Here is a 20,983-nt window from a genome sequence, read left to right on the forward strand (position 1 = left end):
ATATGGCGGCCATCGCGTCTCGCGCCCGCCGGCGCTTCGGCGTTTCCGGCCAGCGAAAGAGCGTCATGCCCTCCACTTCAGCCGTCGCCCGTCCTGGACCCCATCCCGGCATGGGTTTCGGCCAGTTCGTCGCCCTGATCGCGGCGATGATGGCCACCAACGCCCTGGCCATCGACTCGATGCTGCCGGCCATGCCGCAGATCGGCGACGCCCTGGGCGTGGCGACCGACAACGAGCGGCAGTGGATCCTGACCGCCTATCTGCTGGGCTTCGGCGCGGCCCAGATCGTCTATGGTTCGCTGGCCGACCGTTTCGGACGCAAGCCGGTGCTGCTGGTCGGCCTGGCGATCTATGTGGTGTTCGCCGCCGCCTGCGCCTTCGCCACCTCGTTCGAGATGCTGCTGACCGCCCGCGTCCTGTGCGGGGTCGGGGCGGCGGCGACGCGGGTGCTGTCGGTGTCGATCGTCCGCGACTGCTACAGCGGCCGGCAGATGGCCCGGGTGATGTCGCTGTCGTTCATCGTCTTCCTGGGCGTGCCGATCATCGCGCCGTCGGTGGGCCAGGCCATCCTGCTGGTCGCGCCCTGGCCATGGGTGTTCGGCGTCCTGTCGATCTTCGGTCTGGCGGTAATCGTCTGGTCGGCGATCAAGTTGCCCGAAACCCTGCACCCCGAGGACCGCGTGCCCCTGACCCCCGGTCCGGTGCTGGCGGCCTTCAAGGAGTGCCTGACCAACCGCGTGGCCGTGGGCTACACCATCGCCGCCACCCTGGTGCTGGGCGGGCTGTTCGGCTTCCTCAACTCCGCCCAGCAGGTGTTTGTTGATGTTCTGGGGGCGGGCAAGACGTTCACCCTGATCTTCGCGGCGATCGCCGGGGGCATCGCCGTCTCGTCGCTGATCAACGCCCGCATCGTCGACAAGCTGGGCATGCGACTGGTCTCGCACACCGCCCTGGTCGGCTACATCGCCTTCGCGGTGGTCCACGCCCTGGTGGCCCTGAGCGGCCATGAGACCCTTTGGACCTTCTCGCTGCTGCAGGCGGGGATGATGTTCTGCTTTGGCCTGGTGATGTCGAACTTCGGCTCGATCGCCATGGAGCCGTTGGGCCACCTGGCCGGCACGGCGGCCTCGGTGCAGGGCTTCATCACCACCATTGGCGGGGCGCTGTTCGGCTTCTGGATCGGCCAGCTGTTCGACGGCACGACCGTGCCCCTGACCCTGGGCTTCGCCGGCTTCGGCATCGCCGGCCTGCTGGCCGTGCTGGCCACCGAGAAGGGCCGGATGTTCCACGCGGGGGCGGGCAGTGCGGCGGTCGAAGGGACTGGGGTTCACTAACAGTTGTCATCCCGGCCGCAGCGAAGCGAAGAGCCGGGACCCAGGTGAACCGCACCGCATCAGCCCAGTCCCCTGGGTCCCGGACAGCCTCTGCGAGGCTTCCGGGATGACAACGATTTGAGTGAACTCCCGATCTAGTCCAGCATCCGCTCCAGGGTCGCCAGCTCGTCGGCTTCGCGCGACGGCTTGTCCCAGCGGATGCGGTTGATGCGCGGAAAGCGCATGGCCAAGCCCGACTTGTGCCGGGTCGAGCGCTGCAGCCCCTCGAACGCCACCTCGAACACCAGGCCGAAGTCCCCGTCGGCGCGCACCGAGCGCACCGGGCCGAAGCGCTCGACGGTGTGGTCACGGACGAACCTGTCGATCCGCTTCAGCTCCTCGTCGGTGAAGCCGAAATAGGCCTTGCCCACCGGGGTCAGGTGGCGACCGCCGGTCTCGTCCTCGCGCCAGACGCCGAAGGTGTAGTCGGAATAGAAGCTGGACCGCTTGCCGTGGCCGCGCTGGGCGTACATCAGCACCGCGTCGATCAGGCGCGGGTCGCGCTTCCACTTGAACCACGGCCCCTTGGGGCGACCGGGTTCGTAGACGCTGTCCCAGCGCTTGAGCATCAGGCCCTCGGCGACGGCGGGGTCGCCTTCCGGCGGCTGGGCGCGCAGGGCGGCCAGCGCCGCCCAGGTGACGAAGGGCTGAATCGGCGACAGGTCGATGCGCGGACTGGCGGCCTTCCCGGCCGGAATTTGGGCGACGAAGGCCTCCAGGCGCTTGCGACGCGCGGCGAAGGGCAGGTCGCGCAGGTCGGTCTCGCCTTCCAGCAACAGGTCATAGGCGCGAATCCCGGCCGGGAAGGCCGCCAACTGCCTGGCGTCGACGGTCTTGCGATTCAGCCGCTGCTGCAGGTCGCCGAAACTGGCCACGGCGCCATCCCGCATGACCAGCAACTCGCCATCGATCGCCCCCTCGAAGGTCAGGGCCTCCAGCACGTCGGGAAAGGTCGCCGAGATGTCGTCGCCGGTGCGGGTGTAGAGCCGCCGCTGACCGCGCTCGCTGACCGCCTGGACGCGAATACCGTCCCATTTCCACTCGGCGGCGTAATCGGCCGGGTCGAGCCTGGCGAAGTCCGCGGCCTCGTCGATCGCCTGGGCCAGCATCACCGGCCGGAAGCGTCCCGGCGCGTCGGGCGAGGGCTGCTCCGAGCGCCCCTCCAGCCAGGCGAACAGGTCGCCATAGGGCGGGGTCATGGCGTGCCAGACCTCCTCGACCTGGCCGATCTCCACTCCGCCGAAATCGGCGCAGGCCTGTTTGGCCAGGCGCGACGACACGCCGACCCGCAGGCCGCCGGTCATCAGTTTCAGCAGCGCCCAGCGGCCGTCGGCGTCCAGGGCGTCCAGCCAGCTCTCGATCAGCCGCTGGACCTCGGTCCGCGAGGCGGCGCGCAGGACCTCGACCACCTCCGACAGGTCCGGCTCGCGGTTGGCGCCGGGCCGGGCCTGGCCGGCCAGACCAGGGCCACGGTCTCGGCCAGGTCGCCGACATAGTCGTAGGACCAGGCGAACAGCTGGGCGTCCATCCGCGCCTCGACCGCCTTGCGGATGAAGGCCGGCTTGGCGACGCTGAACGACAGGGTCCCGGTCAGGGCGGCCAGCACCCAGCCGCGCTCGGGGTCGGGGGTCTCGCGCAGGAAATCCTTGATCAGGGTGAGCTTGGCGTTGCGCGCGCTCGTCAGGGATAGCCGGTCGAGAAGATGGGCGAAGGCGCGCATGGTCGCCATTCAACGCGCGAGACGCGTTTGGCGCTACTCCGGCGTCTTCGGAGGTTTGCGACCCAGGCGGGGCAGACGCTTGCGCAGCGCCCAGATCAACAGGCCGAACACCAACACCCAGGGGGCCGCCCAGGCGATGACCAGCACCAGGCCGGCCAGGGATCGCGCCAGGATCGCGCCGACATCCGCAAAGGCCTGGGCCAGGGGCGCCCAGGCGCCGGTGGGCCGCGTCACCGCGCCGGATTCGTAACGCAGGGTCAGGGCCGAGGTCGCCACCCGGGTCTTCATCACGGCCAGGGTCGATTGGGCGGAGTCAATCTCGCCCTGCACCCGCGCCAGTTCCCGCTCGACCTCCAGCAGTTCGGCCAGCTTGCCGGGGCGCTCGGCCAGCAGTTTCTGCAGCCGATCGCGCAGGGCGGTCTGGGCGCGCAACCGGGCCTCGCCGTCGACGATGGAGCGGGTCAGGTCCTCGCTGGTGACCTGGGAGTCGGTGACCCGCCCGCCCGCCGCCTTGGCGTCGGTGTCCAGGCCGCCGCGCAGCTTGGCGATCCAGGCCGGAGAAGCGCGCAGCGACAACACCGCCGTCGTTACGCCGCCGTCGGCGCCGCTGCGGCTGGAGGCGATCACCTGGCAGGCGGCGGGTCCGGCCGTGGCGCAGGCTTTCTGGTGGGCGTCCATCAGCGCCTTGATCCGCCCGGACGGAGCCCAGATCGTGTCGACATAGTCGTAGGCGATCATCAGACCGGCGGGCGTGGATGGCGCGTTCTGGGTCGCCGACGTCTCGGAGCTTCTGGCCGCCTTGGCCACGGAAGGCGGCGCTTCCATCATGACGGTCGCGTCGGAATAGTTCTCGGCCGGTGCGTTCATGCGGCTGCAGCCGGCCAGGACGACGCTCATGATCACCAAAGTGACAGCACGCATGACGGTTCCACCCCTTGCGGTTCTTGAGGTCACGCTAGCAGGTCGCGGGTCTCGCGCCAGTAAAAAATTGACAGATGTAATCTGAGCGTTCGCGCGGCCGACTCAGGACGCCCGGGTCTCATCCAGCTGGCCCAGGATCATGATCTTCTGCCAGATCTTGCGGCCGAGATCGGAGGTCAGGGTCTCGATGTCGTTGACGGCGGCGATCACCACCGAGTCGTTGCTCTCGCCGGCATAGAGCGCCGCCAGCTTGGCGGTCAGGGCCAGCATCTCGGCGCAGTAGTCGAGATAGCGGGCCAGTTCGAAGCGGTTCATCTCGCGCGCCGGCGACGAGGCCGTTCGCGGGCCCAGCACCAGGGTCGGGTCCTTGGTCAGCTGGTGCATGTCGATGACGTGGGCGAACGACCGCAGCTCGTGCAGGGCCTTCTGGACGCGCGAGCGCTTCCAGCGTGACTCCAGCGACATGAAGAACCAGATGGCCGCGCCCGACAGCAGCACCAGATTGACCGCCGGTTCCAATCCCTGGGCCAGGCTGAGGGTGCTGGCGCCGCGCAGGCTGGCCAGCCAGTCGAGCCGGGCGATCAGCGCCGTCTCCAGCCCGACCGCGACGACGACGATCGCCGCCACCAGGGCGCGCAGGAGGAGATAGGGTCGCGACAGCCGCCGGGCGCGCTGGGCCGTGACCCGGGCGGTGGCGGTCAGCTGGCCGCAGACCTCGGCCAGGCCCGAGGCCGGGAACCGTTCGGCGACCCGGGCGCGCAGGTGATCCAGGGTCTCGACCACCTTGTCGTCGTCGAGCTTCAACGCGCTGTTCGATCGCCTGGCCATGCCGCTCCCCCGTTCGTGGCGAACGCTAGCATGGGCTTTCCGCTTGCGGTCAATTCAAACATCTGTTTGAATTGACCTTGCCCGGAGAGGACAGATCATGACCTTCCAGCCGCCCGTCCCCTTCACGCCCCATACGCGCAGGAGCCCGCTGACCACGCCGTGGGAGCCGATCTACGCCGACATTCGCGACGATCGCTGGGTGCTGGCCGTGGAGGTGCGCGAACCGCACACCAATTCCCGGGGAAATCCGCACGGTGGCCTGATCGCCGCCCTGGCCGACAACGCCATGGGCCTGTCCTGCGGCGTGCTCCTGAAGCGCGAGGGCATCGCGTATGGCGGCTTCATTACCGTCTCGCTCGGCGTCGATTATCTGAACACGGCGAAACTGGGCCAATGGCTGGAGTTCGACACCGACTTCATCAAGCCCGGCAAGAGCCTGTGCTTCGCCGAGGCCACGGTGCGGGCCGACGGCAAGCCGGTGGCCCGGGCCCGGGCGACGTTCAAGGTGGCGTGAGGGGCGGTCTTCCTCGCACCCTCTCCCAGCGGGAGAGGGAGGGGCCCAAGCGAAGCTTGGGAGGGTGAGGGATTACGCCCTCACCGTTTTCCCTGAGCGCCCTACCGGCACGCCGTCCGACGTTTTACCCCCTCACCCTCCCACCGCTGCGCGGCGGGCCCCTCCCTCTCCCCATGGGAGAGGGTTTCGCTAATCCTACTCCCCCTCCTCCTCGTCAAACCCCACCAGCCGCAAGGCCCGCGCCGGTATCCCCTCCAGTTCGCACCAGCGCGCCAGCGCCTCCTCGCGGCCGTGGGTGATCCACACCTCGCCGGGCCGCAGTTCGTCCAGGGTGGCGGTCAGTTCGTCCCAGTCGGCGTGGTCGGAGATGATCAGCGGCAGTTCCACCCCGCGCTGTCGGGCTCTCGCCCGGACCCGCATCCAGCCGCTGGCGAAACAGTCGACGGGGTCGGGGAAGCGCCGCGACCAGCGGTCGGCCAGGGCCGAGGGCGGGGCGACGACGATCGCGCCCTCGAAGTCCTTCTTGGCGCCGGCGGTGGCCGGAGCCAGAGGCCCCAGGTCGACGCCGTGGCGTTCGTAAAGCCGGTTCAGCCGCTCCATCGCCCCGTGCACGTGGATGGTCTTCTCCCAGCCGGCCTCGCGCAGCAGCCTGATCACCCGCTGGGCCTTGCCCAGGGCGTAGGCCCCGACGATATGGGAGCGCTCGGGGAACTGTTCGACCGACTTCAGCAGGGCGGCGATCTCGCCGGCGTCGTCGGGATGGCGGAAAACCGGCAGGCCGAAGGTGGCCTCGGTCACGAAAACGTCGCAGGGCACGGGCTCGAAGGCCGCGCAGGTCGGGTCGCGGCGGCGCTTGTAGTCGCCCGACACGACGATGGTCATGCCCTTCCAGCGCACCACCACCTGGGCCGAGCCCAGCACGTGGCCGGCCGGGACCAGGGAGACCTCGACGCCGTTGTGGCTGAAGCCTTCGCCATAGGCGAGCGGCGTGCGCCGGCCGGCGAAATCCTCGCCGTAGCGCTCGGCCATGATCGCCAGGGTCTCCGGTGTCGCCGCCACGCTCCCGTGCCCGGCCCGCGCGTGGTCGGCATGGCCATGTGTGACCACCGCCCTGGCCACGGGGCGGTTGGGGTCGATGTAGAAGTCCCCGGGCGGGCAATAGAGGCCGCCGGGCTTCGGACAGAGCAGGTCTTGCGGCTTCATCACGGTGGATATGGCAACGCGGCTGGCTATAAACCTATCCCCATGAGCCACGATATCAGCAGCGACGAACAGCATCGTCTCATCGCCAACGCCATGAACGAGGGCAGTCCGCAGGCGCGGGCCCTGGGGTTCCAGACCCTGGAGATCGGCAATGCGGTCGCCATCCTCAAGGTCCCCTACCGGCCGGAGATCGTCGGCGACCCCGAGACGGGGGTGATCGCCGGCGGGGTGGTCACCACCCTGCTCGACCACGCCAGCGGCCAGGCGGTGCACGCGGCGCTGAGCGAATGGACCTCGATCGCCACCCTCGATCTGCGCATCGACTACATGCGGCCGGCGCAGCCGGGGCGCGACGTGCTGGCCCGGGCCCATTGCTACAAGGTGACCCGCTCGGTGGCCTTCGTCCGGGCCGTGGCCTACGAGGACGACCCCGACGACCCGGTCGCCGCCGCCCAGGCCGCCTTCATGCTCGATTCCAGCGCCGGCAAGAAGTCGGGCGCCAACTTCAAGCCGCCGCGCAAGGGGGACAAGGCATGAGCGACGCCGACAACCGCCTGACGGCCATGCTGTCGTCGATCCCCTATGCCCGCTTCATCGGCATGCGGGCCGAACTGGCCGGCGACGAGATGACCGCCATCCTGCCGTTCTCCGACCACATCGTCGGCAATCCCATGCTGCCGGCCATCCATGGTGGGGTGCTGGGCGCCTTCATGGAGATGACCGCCCTGGCCCAGCTGTCGGTGGGCGAGCCGCTGAAGCGCCAGCCGCGCACCATCGACGTGTCGATCGAGTACCTGCGCTCGGGCCGTCCCCTGACCACCTTCGCCCGGGCCCAGATCAAGAAGGTCGGCCGCCGGATCGCCAACGTCCATGTCGAGGCCTGGCAGGAACAGCGCGCCATGCCGATCGCCGCCCTGCGCGGGCATTTCCTGCTGACGTCGGCGGAAGACTAGTTTCGGCAACCGCCGTGCGTCCTTCGAGGCCCTCCCATGGAGGGCGCCTCAGGATGAGGGCTTCAGCAACAGCGTTCCTCATCCTGAGGCGCGAGCCGAAGGCGAAGCCTCGAAGGACGCACCGCCTTTCAATGTCCAGACTCTAGAGAGGCAGCTTGGCGTCGCCGAGGGTGACGCCGGCGAAGACGCCTTCGGTCTGCAGGTCGGCGATCCTGTCCTTCACCGTCTTGCGACGGCCGTCATAGTCCGTGTTGCCGCTGCCGATCAGCGACAGGGCGGCCAGCTGTTCGGCCAGGGTCGACTTGGCGAGCGCCGCGCGGATCGCGTCCGGGCCGCCCCGGCCCTGGTGGCGGATGTCCGACACCCAGATGGCCAGCCGGGGATCCTTGCCCCTCAGCTTGAAGGTGGTCGCCGCGGCGGCGATCTTGCCCTTCATGATCCCGACGGCGACCCGGACCGAGGCCTCCACCGCCTTGGGATCGTTCAGCAGCCAGTGCATCAGCTTGCCGGCGTTCAGGGCCTCGGTCGGACCCGCCTCCAGGGTGTTGGGGTTCAGGAAGGTCATGAAGGTGAACAGCTGGTTCTCGACCTTGCCGTTGGGGCGGTGCACCGCCGTGACGGCCTCCAGCGAGAAGGTGCGGTCGCCATCGGTCCGCTGGACCTTGCCGTTCTTCAGCGACAGGTCGGGGAAGTAGCTGGCCGCCGTCGGCAGGGTCAGCAGTTCGCGGAACAGCAGGATCAGGTTGTCGCCCGGGGTGTGGGCGGCCAGTTGGTAGAAGCCGAAGGTGAAGCGGGCCCGGTCATAGGTGTTGAACAGCAGGTGATGCCCGCCGGACTCGGCGACCACGGTCGGCCAGATGAAATGCGCCCAGGGGCCCAGGAAGACCTCCGAGGCATGGCGATCGTAGCGAAGGGCCGGGATCTCGTTCAGGACCCGGGTCTGGTAGAGGCCCTTGTGCGGCCCGTCGCCGTCGGAGAACGACACGGTCTGGGCGACGACGAACGGCGCGTCCGCCGATCCCTTCCGCTGGGCCTTCCACCGCGTGCCGGTCTTTTGCGCGGGTCCGTCCGTGGTGATGTCGAAAGTGATGCCGGGCATGGTCGCCTCCCCCAAAGTCCCCGCGCGACGCTAATCGCGATGGCTTGAGGGTGGCAAGCTATAAGGGCGGGGTCAAATCCACTAACGCAATGGTCGTGGCTGGCGGGTGACGTTTTTCGCCCGAGCCCCCGCTGGCGGCGATCGGTTCGTGAGACGCGGGGGTGAGGGGATATAAATGCCCTAAAATAGGCTGCTATTGACTACATTACACCAGCGTAATGCTGTGTTTCCGAGATAACGTTTCTTAAAAACGCTTCATGACGCAAAGGTAACGGGTGTTCACCATCCGGCGGGCCTATACCCCTGATCACCGGACGCGGACGACGCGCCGGACCAACAGGGAACCAAGACAATGACCTTCACCACCAACAGCTTCGCCGGTTTCGCCAGCCTGGTTCTGGCCCTTCTGCCCCTCGTCGTGATCGCCGGCTCCATCTCCACGAGCTTCTGAGTGATCGCCGCGTAGCTCCATCGGGATCGCGTCCCCCTCAGGCTCCCAGAGCCTCGCGGGCCGCCCGGTGGAGCAAGGCGTGACGACGCGCCAATCGATCGATGTCGGCGTCGTATCCGCCGCCGATCACCCCCGCCACGGGGATCTCTCTTTCCAGACATGAGCCCAGGACGAACGCCTCGCGCCGCGCGAGCCCCTCGTCGCTCAAACTCAGACGCCCCAGCCTGTCGTCCGCGTGCGGATCGACCCCGGCGTTGAAGAACACCAGATCGGGCGCCACGCGCGCCAGCAGCTCCGGCAAGATGCCGGACAGCGCCTCCAGATAGGCTTCGTCGCCCGTGCCGTCCGGCAGGTCGATGTCCAGATCGCTGACCGCCTTGCGGGCCGGGAAGTTCTTCTCGGCGTGCATCGAGAAGGTGAAGACCGAAGGGTCGCCGTCGAAGATCCGCGCCGTGCCGTCGCCCTGGTGGACGTCGAGATCGACGACCAGCACCTGGCGCACCGCGCCCTCGGCTTGCAGCCGCCGCGCCGCCACCGCCACGTCGTTGAACACGCAGAAGCCGGCGCCGGCTCCCGCCTCGGCGTGATGGCTGCCGCCGGCGGTGTTGCAGGCGATCCCGTGCTCCAGCGCCAGGCGCGCGGCCTGAAGCGTGCCGCCGGTCGCGGCTCTCGCCCGGGCGGCCACCGACTCGGTGTTGGGCATGCCGATGCGGCGCACGAGGTCGGCGGGCAGGCTCAGCTCGACCACCCCGCGGACATAGGCCGCGTCATGGACAAGCCGCAGGCTGTCCAGGTCGATCGGCTCGGGGCGGACGAAACCGGCCGGCCCCGCTACGCCCTCGGCCTCCAGCACGGCGGCCAGGCGCGAGAACTTGTCCATCGGAAAGCGGTGGCCGGGCGGCATCTCGGCGCGGAAGGCGGGATGGTGGACGATCGGTGGAATGGGCGGCGGATAGGGTGTGGCCATTGGGCGACGATGGGGAGGGCATCGCCCTGGCGCAAGGTCGCGACTTGCCCCGCCGCCCGCTGGCGCTTAACGAACCGCCATGCGCACGCCCGAGAACCTCGCCGACATCCTCGCCCTCGAAGCCATCGAGGTGAACCTGTTCCGTGGGATCAGCCCCAATGACGGCTTCCCCCGCATTTTTGGCGGCCTGGTCATCGCCCAGGCGCTGATGGCGGCCTACAGGACCGTGCCCGAGCGGGTCTGCCATTCGCTGCACGCCTATTTCATCCGGCCCGGCGACGTGAACGCCCCGGTGCTCTACGAAGTCGAGCGGGCCCGCGACGGCGGCACCTTCACCACCCGCCGGGTGGCGGCGATCCAGCACGGCGAGCAGATCTTCAACCTGGCCTGCTCGTTCCAGACCCCGGAGGAGGGCCTGGAGCACCAGGCGCCGATGCCGTCCGCCGTCGATCCGGAATCCCTGCCGACCGAGGCCGAGTACCTGCGCTCGCTAGGCGAGGACGTGCATCCCCGGTTCGTGAAGATGGCCGAATATCCGCGGCCGATCGACCTGCGCTGGGTCGATCCGCAGCACCCGACCAAGCCGACGCCGAAGCCCTCGACCAAGGAGGTCTGGATGCGGGCCAAGGCCCCGCTCGGCGACGACGTGCGCCTGCAGCAGGCGGCCCTGGCCTACGCCTCGGACATGGCCTTCATGGAAAGCGCCCTGCGTCCGCACGGCCTGATCTGGACCACGCCCGGCCTGCAGGCCGCCAGCCTGGACCACGCCATGTGGTTCCACCATCCGTTCAACTTCAACGACTGGACCCTGTTCGCCCAGGACAGCCCCTCGGCCTCGCAGGGCCGTGGCCTGGTGCGCGGCCAGATGTTCAGCCGTGACGGCCAACTGGTGGCGTCGGTGGCCCAGGAATGCCTGATGCGGGTGCGGAAGTAGGTTCAGTTTCTTCCCTCCCCCTTGTGGGGAGGGTGGCCCCGAAGGGGTCGGGTGGGGTTTGATGACTCAAAAGGGGCGGCGAAGCCCCACCCACCAGCTTCGCTGGTCCCCCTCCCCACAAGGGGGAGGGACAAGATTTTCCTCAGTCGTAGTGGCGCTCGGCGTCGTCATCGCCCTCGGCCGGACCTTCCGGGTCGCCGACCATCGCCGGCGGATCGGCCAGCACCACGCCTTGCGCGATCTTCACTTCGGGAACGGCGGCGCGGGTGAAGGGCAGGTACCAGGTCTGGCCGCCCAGGGCCGGGTCGATCTCGAGCAGGTCGTCGGCGCCGAAGTTCTGGACGCTCTTGATCTTGCCCAGCAGCTCGTCGGTGGCGATATGGCGGACCGGCAGGCCGATCAGGTCGGCCAGGTAGAACTCGTCCTCGTCCGGCTCGGGCAGGGCGGCGCGGGGGACGTAGAGGCGCAGGCCGCGCAGGGCGTCGGCGGCCTCCTTGGTGTCGACCCCGGCGCAGCGGGCGACGACGCCGTCCTTGACCACGCGGGCCGTCGTCACCGTCAGGGCCGGCGAGCCGTCCTGGCGGGTCAGGGCCTTGAACCGGGTCAGGGTCAGGGGGTCTTCGGTATAGGTCGAGATCCGCAACTCGCCGCGCACGCCAAAGGCGCCGGCGACACGGCCGACGAGGATCAGGCTCTGGGGGGAGGACTGGGTCATGCGGAGCGCGCGAAAGAAAACGCCGTCGCCAGGCGGTGAGGCCCAGCGACGGCGCTTCCGAAAGCCTTAGCCTTCGGTGGTTTCTTCCGAAGCCGGGGCTTCTTCAGCGGCGGCTTCAGCGGCCGGAGCCTCTTCGGCAGCAGGCGCTTCTTCAGCGGCCGGGGCTTCTTCGGCGACGACTTCCGGCTCGGGAGCCGGAGCAGCGGCGGCTTCAGCAGCGGCCGCGGCGGCGGCTTCGGCGGCGGCGACAGCGGCGGCCTTGGCGTCTTCCTTGGCCTGGGCTTCGGCGGCCACGCGGTCGGCGTCGCGCTGGGTGCGCTCGGCGTCACGTTCCTGGGCCTTCTTGCCCGGCTTGGCCTTCTCGGGGTTGTTGCCATGGGTCCACTGGACCAGGCCGGCGGCGGCCAGGAAGCGCGCGACGCGGTCGGTCGGCTGGGCGCCCTTCTTGAGCCAGCCTTCGATGGACTCGACCTTCAGGGTCACGCGCGAGGCGTCGTCCTTCTTGAGCAGCGGGTTGTAGGTGCCGACCTTCTCGATGAAGCGGCCGTCGCGGGGCGAGTGGCTGTCGGCGACGACGATCGAGTAGTAGGGGCGCTTCTTGGCGCCGCCACGGGCGAGACGGATCTTCAGCATATCGGTAGTCCTTGGATTGAAGTTCTATTTCTTGAACGGGTTGAAGCCGGGGGGCAGGCCGCCCAGACCGGATAGCAGGTTGGGCTTGGCGTCGCCGCCGCCCCCGGATCCCGGAAGACCGGGGAGCCCCGGAAGGCCGCCGAGGCCCCCCGCGGAATTCTGATCGGGCTGGGCGACCTTGCCGCCGCCCATCGCCTTGAGCTTGGCCATGTCGCCGCCGCCGAGCATGCCGGCCATCCGGGCCATGCTCTTGCCGCCGTCCTTGCTCATGGCCTTGAACATGTCGGCCATCTGGCGGTGCTGCTTGAGCAGGCGGTTGACCTCGGCCACGTCGACCCCGGCCCCGGCGGCGATGCGGCGCTTGCGCGAGGCGGCCAGGACGTCGGGCTTCTTGCGCTCCAGCTTGGTCATCGAGCCGATGATCGCCTGCTGGCGGCGGAACACGCTGTCGTCGACGCCGCTCTCGGCGATCTGCTTCTTGACCTTCTGGACGCCCGGCAGCAGGCCCATGATGCCCTGCATGCCGCCCATCTTCTGCATCTGGTTCAGCTGGGCGGCCAGGTCGTTGAGGTCGAACTGGCCCTTGGCCAGTTTCTTGGCCATGCGCTCGGCTTCGGCATGGTCGAGGTCCTGGGCGGCCCTCTCGACCAGGGCGACCACGTCGCCTTGACCGAGGATGCGGCCAGCCACGCGGCGGGCGTCGAACACGTCGAGCGCGTCGATCTTCTCGCCGGCCCCGAGGAACTTGATCGGCAGGCCGGTGACGTGGCGCATCGACAGCGCCGCGCCGCCCCGGCCGTCGCCGTCGGCGCGGGTGAGGATCAGGCCGGTCAGCGGCAGGCGCTCGTGGAAGGCTTTCGCCGTGCGCACCGCGTCCTGGCCGGTCAGGCTGTCGGCGACCAGGATGGTCTCGGACGGCTGGGCGATGCGGGCGATTTCCGCCGCCTCGCTCATCATCGCCTCGTCCAGGGTGGTGCGGCCCGCGGTATCGAGGATCAGGACGTCGTAGCCGCCCAGCTTGGCGGCGGTCAGGGCGCGGCGGGCGATGTCGGCGGCGCTCTGGCCGGCGACGATCGGCAGGCTCTCGACCTCGACCTGCTTGGCCAGCATGGCCAGCTGTTCCATGGCGGCCGGACGGCGGGTGTCGAGCGAGGCGACCAGCACCTTCTTGCGCTCGATCTTGTTGAGCCGCAGGGCCAGCTTGCCGGTGGTGGTGGTCTTGCCCGAGCCCTGCAGGCCGGCCATCAGGATCACCGACGGCGGGTTCAGAGCCAGGTTCAGACCGGTGGGGACCTCGCCGCCCAGCATGTCGACCAGGCCGTCATAGACGATCTTGACCACCTGGTCGGCCGGCTTCACGGACCGGATCACCGCTTCGCCCGAAGCGGCTTCCTTGGCCTTGGTGATGAAATCCTTGACCACCGGCAGGGCGACGTCGGCCTCGAGCAGGGCGACGCGGACCTCGCGCAGCGCCTCGTCGATGTCCTTCTCGGACAGCACACCGCGACCGCCGAGGCGGTCGAAGACGCTGGAGAGCCGCTCTGTAAGGCCGTCGAACATGTCGAACCCTGGTTTAAACAACAGACCAAACGCGATCAGCCCCCATGGACGATCACGTCGATGGGGGTCCTCACCGGCCTCGTCCAGATGGGTCCCGCGCTAGCGGGCTGGGGTCGTGACGGTAGAGGCGCTGCTGATGAAGCGCCGGAAGGGCGCGCTTATGCACGCAAAGGGGGGAAGAGTCAAAATACCCAGGCGGGAAGAGGCGGGGCGGCGGTTGTCGGCGCGTGTTGTGACTCTTATAGGTTGTGCTAACTTCCAATAGCGCGTCATGCGCGTAGCCGCGGAAGCGGTCAACAAAAGGGAGGCATTGATGTCCAAGTTGTTCAATCTGGCCGGAGCGGCCGCCATGGTCCTGGCCGGTCTCGGTTCCGCCGTGGTGCTCGGCGCCGCGGCGCCGGCGGCGGCGGCCAGCGGTTTCCAGAACACCTGTTCCAACTTCACCTTCGCCTATAACGCCGCCAGCCAGGCGGTGTTGAACGCGATGTGCCTGCGGGCCGACGGTTCGGCCAACGGCACGTCCCTGACCCTGACCGGCATCGGCAACAACAACGGCAACCTGGTGCAGAGCGGCGGGGCCAGCACCTTCCAGAAGAGCTGCGGCAATATCCAGGTCACCGGCAACGCCCAGGGCGCCACCCTGTCGGCCCTGTGCCGCACGTCCGGCGGCGCCAGCAACCCGAGCAGCCTGCCGCTGAACAACATCGGCAACAACAACGGCAATCTTACCTACTGAATTCTCGGCGTCGGAGCGTCCTTCATCCCCGGGACGCTCCGGTTTCGGTCGTAGCCCCTTTCCCTTCCCCTTGTGGGGAGGGGGACCAGCGAAGCTGGTGGGTGGGGTTTCACCGCCGCTCAAACGCTCTGCACTGATCCCCCACCCGACCCCTTCGGGGCCACCCTCCCCGAAAGGGGAGGGACGATCCTCGAACTCAGAGCAGCCAGCCGCTCGTCGATAGCGAACCGCCGTTGACCAACACCGCGAAGTCGGAGTTCGTGTCGCCGTCCAGGTCGCCCCAGACCACCGAGGCGCCGCCCCACAGGCCCCAGCCATAGGCCCCCAGGTCGACGCCGCCCAGGGCGCCGATCGCCCCGAAGACGCTGGAATAACTGCTGACCATGATCTGGCCGGCCACGCCGGTCCAATGCGACACCAGCGAGAAGGCCTGGTCGCCGTCGAGCGTGCTGTCGGCGTCCAGGGCGCTGAAGTCGAACAGGTCGCCGCGGCCGAAGTCGCCGACGAAGTCGATCGACAGGCTGTCGTTGCTGGGGAACGAACTGGCGTCGAAGGCGAAGACGTCGTTTCCGGCCCCGCCGAAGATGATGTCGAAGCCCGCCCCGCCGTTCAGCCGGTCATTGCCCGCGCCGCCCAGCAGGATGTCGGCGCCGCCCGCTCCGGACAGGCTGTCGTTGCCGGCCTCGCCGCTCAGCAGGTTGAAGGCATCGTTGCCCTCGATGACGTTGTTGAGGCTGTTGCCCGAGCCGAGGTTGGCGTCACCGGTCAGGCGCAGGTTCTCGAGGTTGGATCCGAGGTTGTAGCTGATCGAACTCCACACCGTGTCGGTTCCGCCGCCGCCCAGTTCGGTCACCGTGTCGCGCCAGTTGTCGACCACATAGCGGTCGTCGCCCGCCCCGCCGGTCATCTTGTCGACGCCCTCGCCGCCGTCCAGGACGTCGGCGCCGAGGCCGCCGAGCAGGATGTCGTTACCCGCCCGACCTTCCAATGTGTCGTTCCCGGCGTTGCCGGTCAGGGTGTTGGCGACCGTGTTGCCGATCAGCCGGTCGGCGCCCGAGCCGCCCACCGCGTTCTCGATCGTCGCGCCATAGGCGATGCTGACATTGTCGGTCAGGCGCCCGACCACGGGATTGGCGGCCAGGGCGGCCATGTTGGAATTGTAGGTCGCCAGGGCCACCGGCGCGTAGCCGGCCGCCGCGCGGTTGGCGTTGACCTGCTCGAACGACGGGGCGGTGTCGTAGGTCACCCCGCCGATGCTGCTGAGCGAGCCGGGCGTCAGGTCGATGATCTGGTTGGTCGCGTAGCCGGAGGCGTCGAGGGTGTCGATCCCGCCGGCGTCCCAGATGGCCATGATCGGCGCGGGCGTCTTGGTGAAGTCGTAGGAGTCGCGGCCGGCGTTGCTGTTGAAGCCGTAGGTCGTGTCGCCGGTGCGGGTGGTCATGTCGGCGCCGTAGATCGCCTGGATGGCGGCGATGTCGTGCACCAGGGGCGTGGCCGCATAGACCGTGGTCGAGATGTTGAAGTCAAAATGCCGCGCGCCCACCTCGGCGGCGCTGAAATAGGACATCACGCTGTAGGCGCGGCTGTCCTGATAGTACTCGGCGTTGGCGGCGTAGGTGATGCTGACCCCGGGGGCGGCGTTGTAGTCGCCGGGATGCTGCAGGCCCAGGGCGTGACCGCTCTCGTGGACCAGGGTGTGGATGCCGTAGAGACCCTCGTCCAGCTGGAAGTTGCTGGCCTGGTTGGCGCTGACCCAGATGTCGCCGGCGATCAGGTCGGCGTTGTCGGGCGTGTAGTCGTAGGGCAGGTAGGCATAGGCCTGGGTGCCCGGCCGGTTGGTGTAGTTGGCGAAGGTGATGTCGGCTGCCTCGGGCGCGCTCTCCACCAGGGTGGGGGCGATCAGGTCGTCCCAGGCCGCCATGCTTTCCCGGGCCGCCGCTTTCTGGGCGTCGGAGAATTCGGCGAACCCGAAATATTCCGGCCGCCCGTAGAGGACGCCGTCCTCCTCGTAGACATAGGGCTCGGCGAACATGCTTTCGGCGGTGTGGAAGCCGAAGTTCAGGACCGAGACGTCGCCGTCGCGCGGCACGGCGTGGTCGATCACGTCGGGCGTCCAGCCGGCCCCGCCGCGATTGAGCTGCTCGACCACCTGCTCGATGGTGAACACCGGCTTGTCGCGGATCGTGCCGCCCTGGCCGTCGACCGAGGCGTCCACCGGCGCGACGGAGACCTCCAGCGCCGGCGCGACCGCGTCGGCCGGTCCCTGGAAGACCGGGAAGTCGATCTCGCGATGGAGGTTCTGGTCGAGGCTCTCGTCGTACTGGCGCATCGGTCGGTCCTGCTTCTGGGGTTTGGCTTTCAGGAGAGAGGGTGGTTCAGGGGTCGTTCAGGGCGGGGCGCGCGAACGCCACGGCAGGGTCTCATCGAGCGCGGCGTCGAGCGCCGTGTCGAGTCGTGGGCTGGCGCCGCCAGCGGGCAGGGGGACGGCGCGGGGCGCGGCGCCGAACAGTTCGGATGGCGCGGCCGTGGGGCGGAAGGATCGGGTGGTGAACACCAGCAGCGGCTCGCCGCCGCCGCTGGTCTGCACGGCGGCGTGGAACAGCAGCACCACGGTGTCCGATGCGATCAGCCGGGGATCGCCGGGCGGCAGCACCGCGACCGGCAGGGGGGCCTTCTCGGCGGCCAGGGTCCGGACCCGTTCGCAGAGGGAGGCTTGAAGCTTGCGCCGGTTGGCGAGCCGATCAGGGTCGACCAGGCAGTGGACGCCGACGAGCCGGGCGCCGTCCCAGGCCAGGACCGGCGTGGAGGCCGCCACCGGCGAAGCCGCTCCCATGATGGCGAAGAACGGCGCGGCAAACAGCGGCGCGGCGTGCGCACATGCCATGATCCCGCGATTTCGCGACATGGATTTCCCCGCTTGTAGCCGAGTCCTGGGACTTGCTGCCCGGCACCTTTGCGACAAACGGATGTCGATGCAAGCTTAACGCGAATAGTAAAGCTTACAAAAATGACGCGAGTGGTTAAGCGGCGGCGGCGTCGCCCGCGGGGTCGATCAGCTGGCCGGCGAGGTCACCTGGGCGCCCGCGGCCTTCAGGCGGTCGAGCACGCCGTTGGCCGGCAGCAGGAAGGCCAGGTCCACGACCGCGACCGTCACGCCGGGGCGGTCGAGGGCCTCGTTCAAAGCGGCGGCCGACTGGCCGATCTGCTCGGCCAGCAGGCCCGCGCCGCCGGGGGCGCGCAGCAGACAGCGCTGGGCGGCGGAGGCCGAATAGCGGGCCCGCACGCTGGCCAGGTCGCCATTGGCCCAGTCGGTCCCGATGTCGGTGGGGTGGCCGCCGTCATATTCCAGCTCGGTCAGGGTGTCGCGCAGGCAGGCCAGGTTGGCCTCGTCCGACAGCTTGCCGGCGCTGGCCAGCACCGGACCCAGACGATACTGGCTCATCGCCTTGACCTTGACGCCCTTGGCCTTGGCCATGCGCTCGACGGTGCTGACCGGCTTGGCTTCGGACAGGCCGGCGGCCTGGCGGAAGTCCGACAGCAGGATGAAGCCCGCCACGGCCGGCTTCCAGTCCTTGTACGGAACGGCCGTGCGCTGGGCGCGCTCGCGGGCGCTGACGAACCGGGCCAGCAGGTCCGGCGGCAGGCGGTTTTCCAGCTTCTTGCCGAGGCCCTGGCGCACGCCGCCGCCGCCGGTCAGCACGAACTTGGTGATCTGCAGCGGCCCGACCGAGGCCTCGGGCGGCACGAGCACCAGGCTGGCCTCGCCCAGGGCGCGGTCGAGCCGGGGGCTGTCCCATTTCAGCTGGTGGGGCAGGGGCGGGGCCGAGCCGAGGACGTAGAGCTTGGCGCCGCCCTTCTCGACCAGCCACAGGGCCGGGCCCGGCGGCCGGGCGACCACCAGCAGCTCCTCGACCACGGCGCTGCCGGGATCGGCGGGGAACAGCTCGACGGTCTGGGAGGTGGCGGGGGGCGGGGCGGGGGGCGTGGCCTGGGCCTGGGCCTGGGCGGCGGAGGCCAGGGCCAGGGCGGCGACGGTGCTCAGCATCAACAGAGATCGCATCGTCGGGAGGTCCTTGTCCGCTTGGCCTTGCAACAATAGGTGGCCATGGGTCGTGGCGAAAGCGCGGCGGCGATCGCCGAAACCGCTCTAGAGCGTTTCCCGACCTGATGGCGTCAGGCCGGGCGCTCTAGCCTTTTGTCTTGGCGCGTTTTCTTCACGCGAACCGGTATCTGCTTCGCTCGAAAACGCTTTAGGCGCGCAGCTCCAGGCCGTTGCCTTCGGGGTCGGACAGGTAGAGCGAGGTCGCTTCGCCGGTCGAGCCGTAGCGCAGGCCCACGTCGCCGACCGTGACGCCCTGGGCCTCGAGATGGGCGCGAGCCGCCTCGACCTCGAAATCGACGACCCGCAGGCAGAGGTGGTCCATGTTGTGGCCCTCCTTGCCCGGCCCCGGGCCGCCCGCCCGGCCCAGCCGGCCGGCCACGTCGACGAGGTCGATCAGTTGGGCGCCCGCCCGCAGCTGCACCAGGCCGATCTCGTCCTGCCGCCGCTCGACCGCGCAGCCCAGGACCTCGACATAGAACCGCTCCATCGCCGCCGGGTCGAGGACGCGCAGGACGACGTGGTCGATACCTAGAAGACGCATGGTCGGAAACCTCTAGTGGCGGGAGGAGGGGGCGGCGGGCGGCAGGTCGCGCAGGGTTTGCGCCAGAAGCCGGCCCTCGGCGCTCCGGCTGGAGCCGTTGCGCCAGGCGACCACGATCTCACGGCTGGAATGGGCGGAGTCGAGCGGGCGGATGGTCACCGGCGCGTTCTGGGTCAGGCCCGCCGCCACCGCCATCGACGGCAGGAACGACACGCCCAGGCCCGAGCCGATCATCTGCACCAGGGTGGGCAGCGAGGTGGCCGCGAAACTCTCCTCCTCGCCGACGCCCATGCCACCATGACGGGGCGGCGGCTCCAGCCCGCAGGCGGCCAGGGCGTGGTCGCGCAGGCAGTGGCCGTCTTCCAGCAGGATCATGTCGTCGCCGCGCAGGCTGTCGGGATCGACCCGCTCGAAGGCGGCCATGCGGTGATTGGCGGGCGCGGCGGCCAGCAGTTCGTCGTCCTCGACATGGGCCCAGTCCAGGCCGGTCATGTCGTAGGGCAGGGCGATCAGGGCCGCGTCCAGGGCGCCGGACTTCAGCGAGGCGATCAGCCGGTGGGTCAGGTCCTCGCGCAGATAGAGCCGCAGCTTGGGGAAGCGGTCGCGCAGCACCGGCAGGGCGCGCGGCAGCAGATAGGGGGCGACGGTGGGGATCACCCCCAGGCGGAAGCGGCCGGCCAGGGGCTGGCCCGCGCCGCGCGCCGCCTGCACCAGGTCCTCGGCCTGGGCCAGGATCGCCTCGGCCCGGCGCACGGCCTCCTGGCCGGCGGCGGTCAGGATCACGCCGGAGCGGGCCCGGTCGACCACCGGCGCGCCGAGGATCTTCTCCAGTTCCTGGATGCCGGCCGACAGGGTGGGCTGGGTGACGTGGCAGGCCTCGGCCGCCCGGCTGAACGAGCCGTGCTCGGACAGGAGCTTGAGGTACTGCAGCTGGCGGAGGGTGGGGAGCATGGGTCCCATATAAGAATCGCCGACGGCGTGTCCATAGATCGATCCTATCGCCGACCATAAATTAATCGATTGGCCCTATTTCGATCCGCTCCGTATGGATGCTCCCGCAATTCAGCAGGAGCACTCCATGTCCTTGATCAACACCGCCATCAAACCCTTCACGGCCGAAGCCCTCAAGAACGGCAAGTTCATCACCGTCAGCGACGCCGACCTGAAGGGCAAGTGGTCGGTCGTGTTCTTCTATCCGGCCGACTTCACGTTCGTCTGCCCGACCGAACTGGAAGACCTGGCCGACAACTACGCCGAATTCCAGAAGCTCGGCGTCGAGATCTATTCGGTGTCGACCGACACCCACTTCGCCCACAAGGCCTGGCACGACACCTCGGAAGCCGTCGGCAAGATCCAGTACACCATGGTCGGCGACCCGACCGGCACGATCAGCCGCAACTTCGACGTGATGATCGAGGAAGTCGGCCTGGCCGATCGCGGGACCTTCGTGATCGATCCGGACGGCAAGATCCAGATCGTCGAGATCACCGCCGGCGGCATCGGCCGCGACGCCCTCGAGCTGCTGCGCAAGGTCAAGGCCGCCCAGTACGTCGCCGCCCACCCCGGCGAAGTCTGCCCCGCCAAGTGGGAAGAAGGCGAAAAGACCCTGAAGCCGTCGCTGGAACTGGTCGGCAAGATCTAGTCCGGCCCGCGTTCTCCCGGTTTCGCCAGCCCGCGAAACCGGGGGAACGCACCCCCCCTTTGAAATTCGCGCCGCCCTCCTCCCCCGTTCG

General features: G+C 69.0%; 21 protein-coding genes and 1 pseudogene. 8 read left to right on the plus strand and 14 right to left on the minus strand.

Going from position 1 to position 20,983, the window contains the following annotated elements; genetic code table 11:
• The first annotated feature begins 110 nt into the window (after positions 1 to 110).
• Positions 111 to 1,334, plus strand: a complete 1,224-nt coding sequence (locus tag ASD79_RS01045) for a multidrug effflux MFS transporter (protein WP_056719207.1) — start codon at positions 111 to 113, stop codon at positions 1,332 to 1,334.
• A gap of 134 nt (positions 1,335 to 1,468) precedes the next feature.
• Here the strand turns inward: ASD79_RS01045 and ASD79_RS01050 are convergent.
• The 3 genes and pseudogenes from ASD79_RS01050 to ASD79_RS01060 all read right to left on the minus strand — a co-directional run bounded on the left by ASD79_RS01050 (position 1,469) and on the right by ASD79_RS01060 (position 4,842).
• Positions 1,469 to 3,102 (minus strand): annotated as a pseudogene (locus ASD79_RS01050) (cisplatin damage response ATP-dependent DNA ligase).
• Positions 3,103 to 3,126: 24 nt separating this feature from the next.
• The gene (locus tag ASD79_RS01055; protein WP_082584761.1) at positions 3,127 to 4,014 is read right to left on the minus strand and encodes a DUF4349 domain-containing protein; all 888 of its coding nucleotides are present in this window, start codon (positions 4,012 to 4,014) and stop codon (positions 3,127 to 3,129) included.
• A gap of 102 nt (positions 4,015 to 4,116) precedes the next feature.
• Positions 4,117 to 4,842, minus strand: a complete 726-nt coding sequence (locus ASD79_RS01060) for a hypothetical protein (protein ID WP_056719209.1) — start codon at positions 4,840 to 4,842, stop codon at positions 4,117 to 4,119.
• A gap of 97 nt (positions 4,843 to 4,939) precedes the next feature.
• Between ASD79_RS01060 and ASD79_RS01065 the strand changes: the two genes are divergently transcribed.
• Positions 4,940 to 5,356, plus strand: coding sequence for a PaaI family thioesterase (locus ASD79_RS01065; protein WP_056719210.1), 417 nt, complete (start codon positions 4,940 to 4,942; stop codon positions 5,354 to 5,356).
• A gap of 195 nt (positions 5,357 to 5,551) precedes the next feature.
• Here ASD79_RS01065 and ASD79_RS01070 read toward each other — a convergent pair whose 3' ends face one another.
• The gene (locus tag ASD79_RS01070) at positions 5,552 to 6,634 is read right to left on the minus strand and encodes a ligase-associated DNA damage response exonuclease (protein ID WP_200952262.1); all 1,083 of its coding nucleotides are present in this window, start codon (positions 6,632 to 6,634) and stop codon (positions 5,552 to 5,554) included.
• On the opposite strand from ASD79_RS01070, the gene ASD79_RS01075 reads away from it, so the two are divergent.
• Complete coding sequence (locus ASD79_RS01075; protein WP_156400360.1) at positions 6,614 to 7,096, plus strand: PaaI family thioesterase; 483 nt, start codon at positions 6,614 to 6,616, stop codon at positions 7,094 to 7,096. The two genes, ASD79_RS01070 and ASD79_RS01075, sit on opposite strands and share 21 nt — an antisense overlap.
• Positions 7,093 to 7,512: a PaaI family thioesterase gene (locus ASD79_RS01080; protein WP_056719213.1), complete on the plus strand. Its 420-nt coding sequence runs from the start codon at positions 7,093 to 7,095 to the stop codon at positions 7,510 to 7,512. Before ASD79_RS01075 ends, ASD79_RS01080 begins: the two co-directional genes overlap by 4 nt.
• Positions 7,513 to 7,654: 142 nt before the next feature.
• Here the strand turns inward: ASD79_RS01080 and ASD79_RS01085 are convergent, their stop codons facing one another.
• On the minus strand, positions 7,655 to 8,611 hold the full coding sequence (locus ASD79_RS01085; protein WP_056719214.1) for a hypothetical protein: 957 nt from the start codon (positions 8,609 to 8,611) through the stop codon (positions 7,655 to 7,657).
• Positions 8,612 to 8,963: 352 nt separating this feature from the next.
• Here ASD79_RS01085 and ASD79_RS24835 point away from each other — a divergent pair, with 352 nt between their 5' ends.
• Positions 8,964 to 9,062 (plus strand): hypothetical protein, encoded by a 99-nt coding sequence (locus ASD79_RS24835; protein ID WP_007661960.1) that lies wholly within the window; start codon positions 8,964 to 8,966, stop codon positions 9,060 to 9,062.
• A 37-nt stretch (positions 9,063 to 9,099) separates the two neighbouring features.
• Here the strand turns inward: ASD79_RS24835 and ASD79_RS01090 are convergent, their stop codons facing one another.
• A complete protein-coding gene (locus tag ASD79_RS01090) occupies positions 9,100 to 10,029 on the minus strand; it encodes a histone deacetylase (RefSeq protein ID WP_056719215.1) in 930 nt (309 codons plus the stop codon).
• A gap of 79 nt (positions 10,030 to 10,108) precedes the next feature.
• Here ASD79_RS01090 and ASD79_RS01095 point away from each other — a divergent pair, with 79 nt between their 5' ends.
• A complete protein-coding gene (locus ASD79_RS01095) occupies positions 10,109 to 10,963 on the plus strand; it encodes an acyl-CoA thioesterase II (RefSeq protein ID WP_056719216.1) in 855 nt (284 codons plus the stop codon).
• A gap of 142 nt (positions 10,964 to 11,105) precedes the next feature.
• Here the strand turns inward: ASD79_RS01095 and rimM are convergent, their stop codons facing one another.
• From rimM to ffh, 3 genes are all read right to left on the minus strand, one after another.
• The gene (gene rimM, locus ASD79_RS01100) at positions 11,106 to 11,678 is read right to left on the minus strand and encodes a ribosome maturation factor RimM (protein WP_056719217.1); all 573 of its coding nucleotides are present in this window, start codon (positions 11,676 to 11,678) and stop codon (positions 11,106 to 11,108) included.
• Positions 11,679 to 11,744: 66 nt separating this feature from the next.
• Entirely contained in the window at positions 11,745 to 12,311 is a 567-nt protein-coding gene (gene rpsP, locus ASD79_RS01105; protein ID WP_056719218.1) for a 30S ribosomal protein S16, read from the minus strand.
• A gap of 24 nt (positions 12,312 to 12,335) precedes the next feature.
• A complete protein-coding gene (ffh, locus tag ASD79_RS01110) occupies positions 12,336 to 13,871 on the minus strand; it encodes a signal recognition particle protein (protein ID WP_056719219.1) in 1,536 nt (511 codons plus the stop codon).
• Positions 13,872 to 14,184: 313 nt separating this feature from the next.
• On the opposite strand from ffh, the gene ASD79_RS01115 reads away from it, so the two are divergent.
• Positions 14,185 to 14,607: a CVNH domain-containing protein gene (locus ASD79_RS01115; RefSeq protein ID WP_056719220.1), complete on the plus strand. Its 423-nt coding sequence runs from the start codon at positions 14,185 to 14,187 to the stop codon at positions 14,605 to 14,607.
• 196 nt (positions 14,608 to 14,803) lie between these two features.
• Here ASD79_RS01115 and ASD79_RS01120 read toward each other — a convergent pair whose 3' ends face one another.
• The 5 genes from ASD79_RS01120 to ASD79_RS01140 all read right to left on the minus strand — a co-directional run bounded on the left by ASD79_RS01120 (position 14,804) and on the right by ASD79_RS01140 (position 20,201).
• Positions 14,804 to 16,936 carry a M10 family metallopeptidase C-terminal domain-containing protein gene (locus tag ASD79_RS01120; RefSeq protein ID WP_056719221.1) on the minus strand — a complete coding sequence of 711 codons (2,133 nt, stop codon included), beginning with the start codon at positions 16,934 to 16,936 and terminating at the stop codon, positions 14,804 to 14,806.
• A gap of 57 nt (positions 16,937 to 16,993) precedes the next feature.
• Positions 16,994 to 17,512, minus strand: coding sequence for a hypothetical protein (locus tag ASD79_RS01125; RefSeq protein ID WP_156400311.1), 519 nt, complete (start codon positions 17,510 to 17,512; stop codon positions 16,994 to 16,996).
• Positions 17,513 to 17,659: 147 nt separating this feature from the next.
• Positions 17,660 to 18,667: a TraB/GumN family protein gene (locus tag ASD79_RS01130; RefSeq protein WP_156400312.1), complete on the minus strand. Its 1,008-nt coding sequence runs from the start codon at positions 18,665 to 18,667 to the stop codon at positions 17,660 to 17,662.
• A 190-nt stretch (positions 18,668 to 18,857) separates the two neighbouring features.
• Positions 18,858 to 19,250 carry a VOC family protein gene (locus ASD79_RS01135; RefSeq protein ID WP_056719224.1) on the minus strand — a complete coding sequence of 131 codons (393 nt, stop codon included), beginning with the start codon at positions 19,248 to 19,250 and terminating at the stop codon, positions 18,858 to 18,860.
• A gap of 12 nt (positions 19,251 to 19,262) precedes the next feature.
• The gene (locus ASD79_RS01140) at positions 19,263 to 20,201 is read right to left on the minus strand and encodes a hydrogen peroxide-inducible genes activator (protein ID WP_056719225.1); all 939 of its coding nucleotides are present in this window, start codon (positions 20,199 to 20,201) and stop codon (positions 19,263 to 19,265) included.
• 127 nt (positions 20,202 to 20,328) lie between these two features.
• On the opposite strand from ASD79_RS01140, the gene ahpC reads away from it, so the two are divergent.
• Complete coding sequence (gene ahpC, locus ASD79_RS01145) at positions 20,329 to 20,892, plus strand: alkyl hydroperoxide reductase subunit C (RefSeq protein ID WP_007661937.1); 564 nt, start codon at positions 20,329 to 20,331, stop codon at positions 20,890 to 20,892.
• Positions 20,893 to 20,983 lie beyond the last annotated feature (91 nt).

Origin of the sequence: Caulobacter sp. Root655, from assembly GCF_001427665.1 — a bacterium.
Classification (GTDB): Bacteria; Pseudomonadota; Alphaproteobacteria; order Caulobacterales; family Caulobacteraceae; genus Caulobacter.

Bases quoted from the DNA above. Each gene is read 5' to 3' on its own strand.
- ASD79_RS01045 (WP_056719207.1), top strand. From the start codon at position 111: ATGGGTTTCGGCCAGTTCGTCGCCCTGATCGCGGCGATGATGGCCACC.
- ASD79_RS01055 (WP_082584761.1), bottom strand. From the start codon at position 4,014: ATGCGTGCTGTCACTTTGGTGATCATGAGCGTCGTCCTGGCCGGCTGC.
- ASD79_RS01060 (WP_056719209.1), bottom strand. From the start codon at position 4,842: ATGGCCAGGCGATCGAACAGCGCGTTGAAGCTCGACGACGACAAGGTG.
- ASD79_RS01065 (WP_056719210.1), top strand. From the start codon at position 4,940: ATGACCTTCCAGCCGCCCGTCCCCTTCACGCCCCATACGCGCAGGAGC.
- ASD79_RS01070 (WP_200952262.1), bottom strand. From the start codon at position 6,634: ATGCTGTTCGTCGCTGCTGATATCGTGGCTCATGGGGATAGGTTTATA.
- ASD79_RS01080 (WP_056719213.1), top strand. From the start codon at position 7,093: ATGAGCGACGCCGACAACCGCCTGACGGCCATGCTGTCGTCGATCCCC.
- ASD79_RS01085 (WP_056719214.1), bottom strand. From the start codon at position 8,611: ATGCCCGGCATCACTTTCGACATCACCACGGACGGACCCGCGCAAAAG.
- ASD79_RS24835 (WP_007661960.1), top strand. From the start codon at position 8,964: ATGACCTTCACCACCAACAGCTTCGCCGGTTTCGCCAGCCTGGTTCTG.
- ASD79_RS01090 (WP_056719215.1), bottom strand. From the start codon at position 10,029: ATGGCCACACCCTATCCGCCGCCCATTCCACCGATCGTCCACCATCCC.
- ASD79_RS01095 (WP_056719216.1), top strand. From the start codon at position 10,109: ATGCGCACGCCCGAGAACCTCGCCGACATCCTCGCCCTCGAAGCCATC.
- rimM (WP_056719217.1), bottom strand. From the start codon at position 11,678: ATGACCCAGTCCTCCCCCCAGAGCCTGATCCTCGTCGGCCGTGTCGCC.
- rpsP (WP_056719218.1), bottom strand. From the start codon at position 12,311: ATGCTGAAGATCCGTCTCGCCCGTGGCGGCGCCAAGAAGCGCCCCTAC.
- ffh (WP_056719219.1), bottom strand. From the start codon at position 13,871: ATGTTCGACGGCCTTACAGAGCGGCTCTCCAGCGTCTTCGACCGCCTC.
- ASD79_RS01115 (WP_056719220.1), top strand. From the start codon at position 14,185: ATGTCCAAGTTGTTCAATCTGGCCGGAGCGGCCGCCATGGTCCTGGCC.
- ASD79_RS01120 (WP_056719221.1), bottom strand. From the start codon at position 16,936: ATGCGCCAGTACGACGAGAGCCTCGACCAGAACCTCCATCGCGAGATC.
- ASD79_RS01125 (WP_156400311.1), bottom strand. From the start codon at position 17,512: ATGTCGCGAAATCGCGGGATCATGGCATGTGCGCACGCCGCGCCGCTG.
- ASD79_RS01130 (WP_156400312.1), bottom strand. From the start codon at position 18,667: ATGCGATCTCTGTTGATGCTGAGCACCGTCGCCGCCCTGGCCCTGGCC.
- ASD79_RS01135 (WP_056719224.1), bottom strand. From the start codon at position 19,250: ATGCGTCTTCTAGGTATCGACCACGTCGTCCTGCGCGTCCTCGACCCG.
- ASD79_RS01140 (WP_056719225.1), bottom strand. From the start codon at position 20,201: ATGCTCCCCACCCTCCGCCAGCTGCAGTACCTCAAGCTCCTGTCCGAG.
- ahpC (WP_007661937.1), top strand. From the start codon at position 20,329: ATGTCCTTGATCAACACCGCCATCAAACCCTTCACGGCCGAAGCCCTC.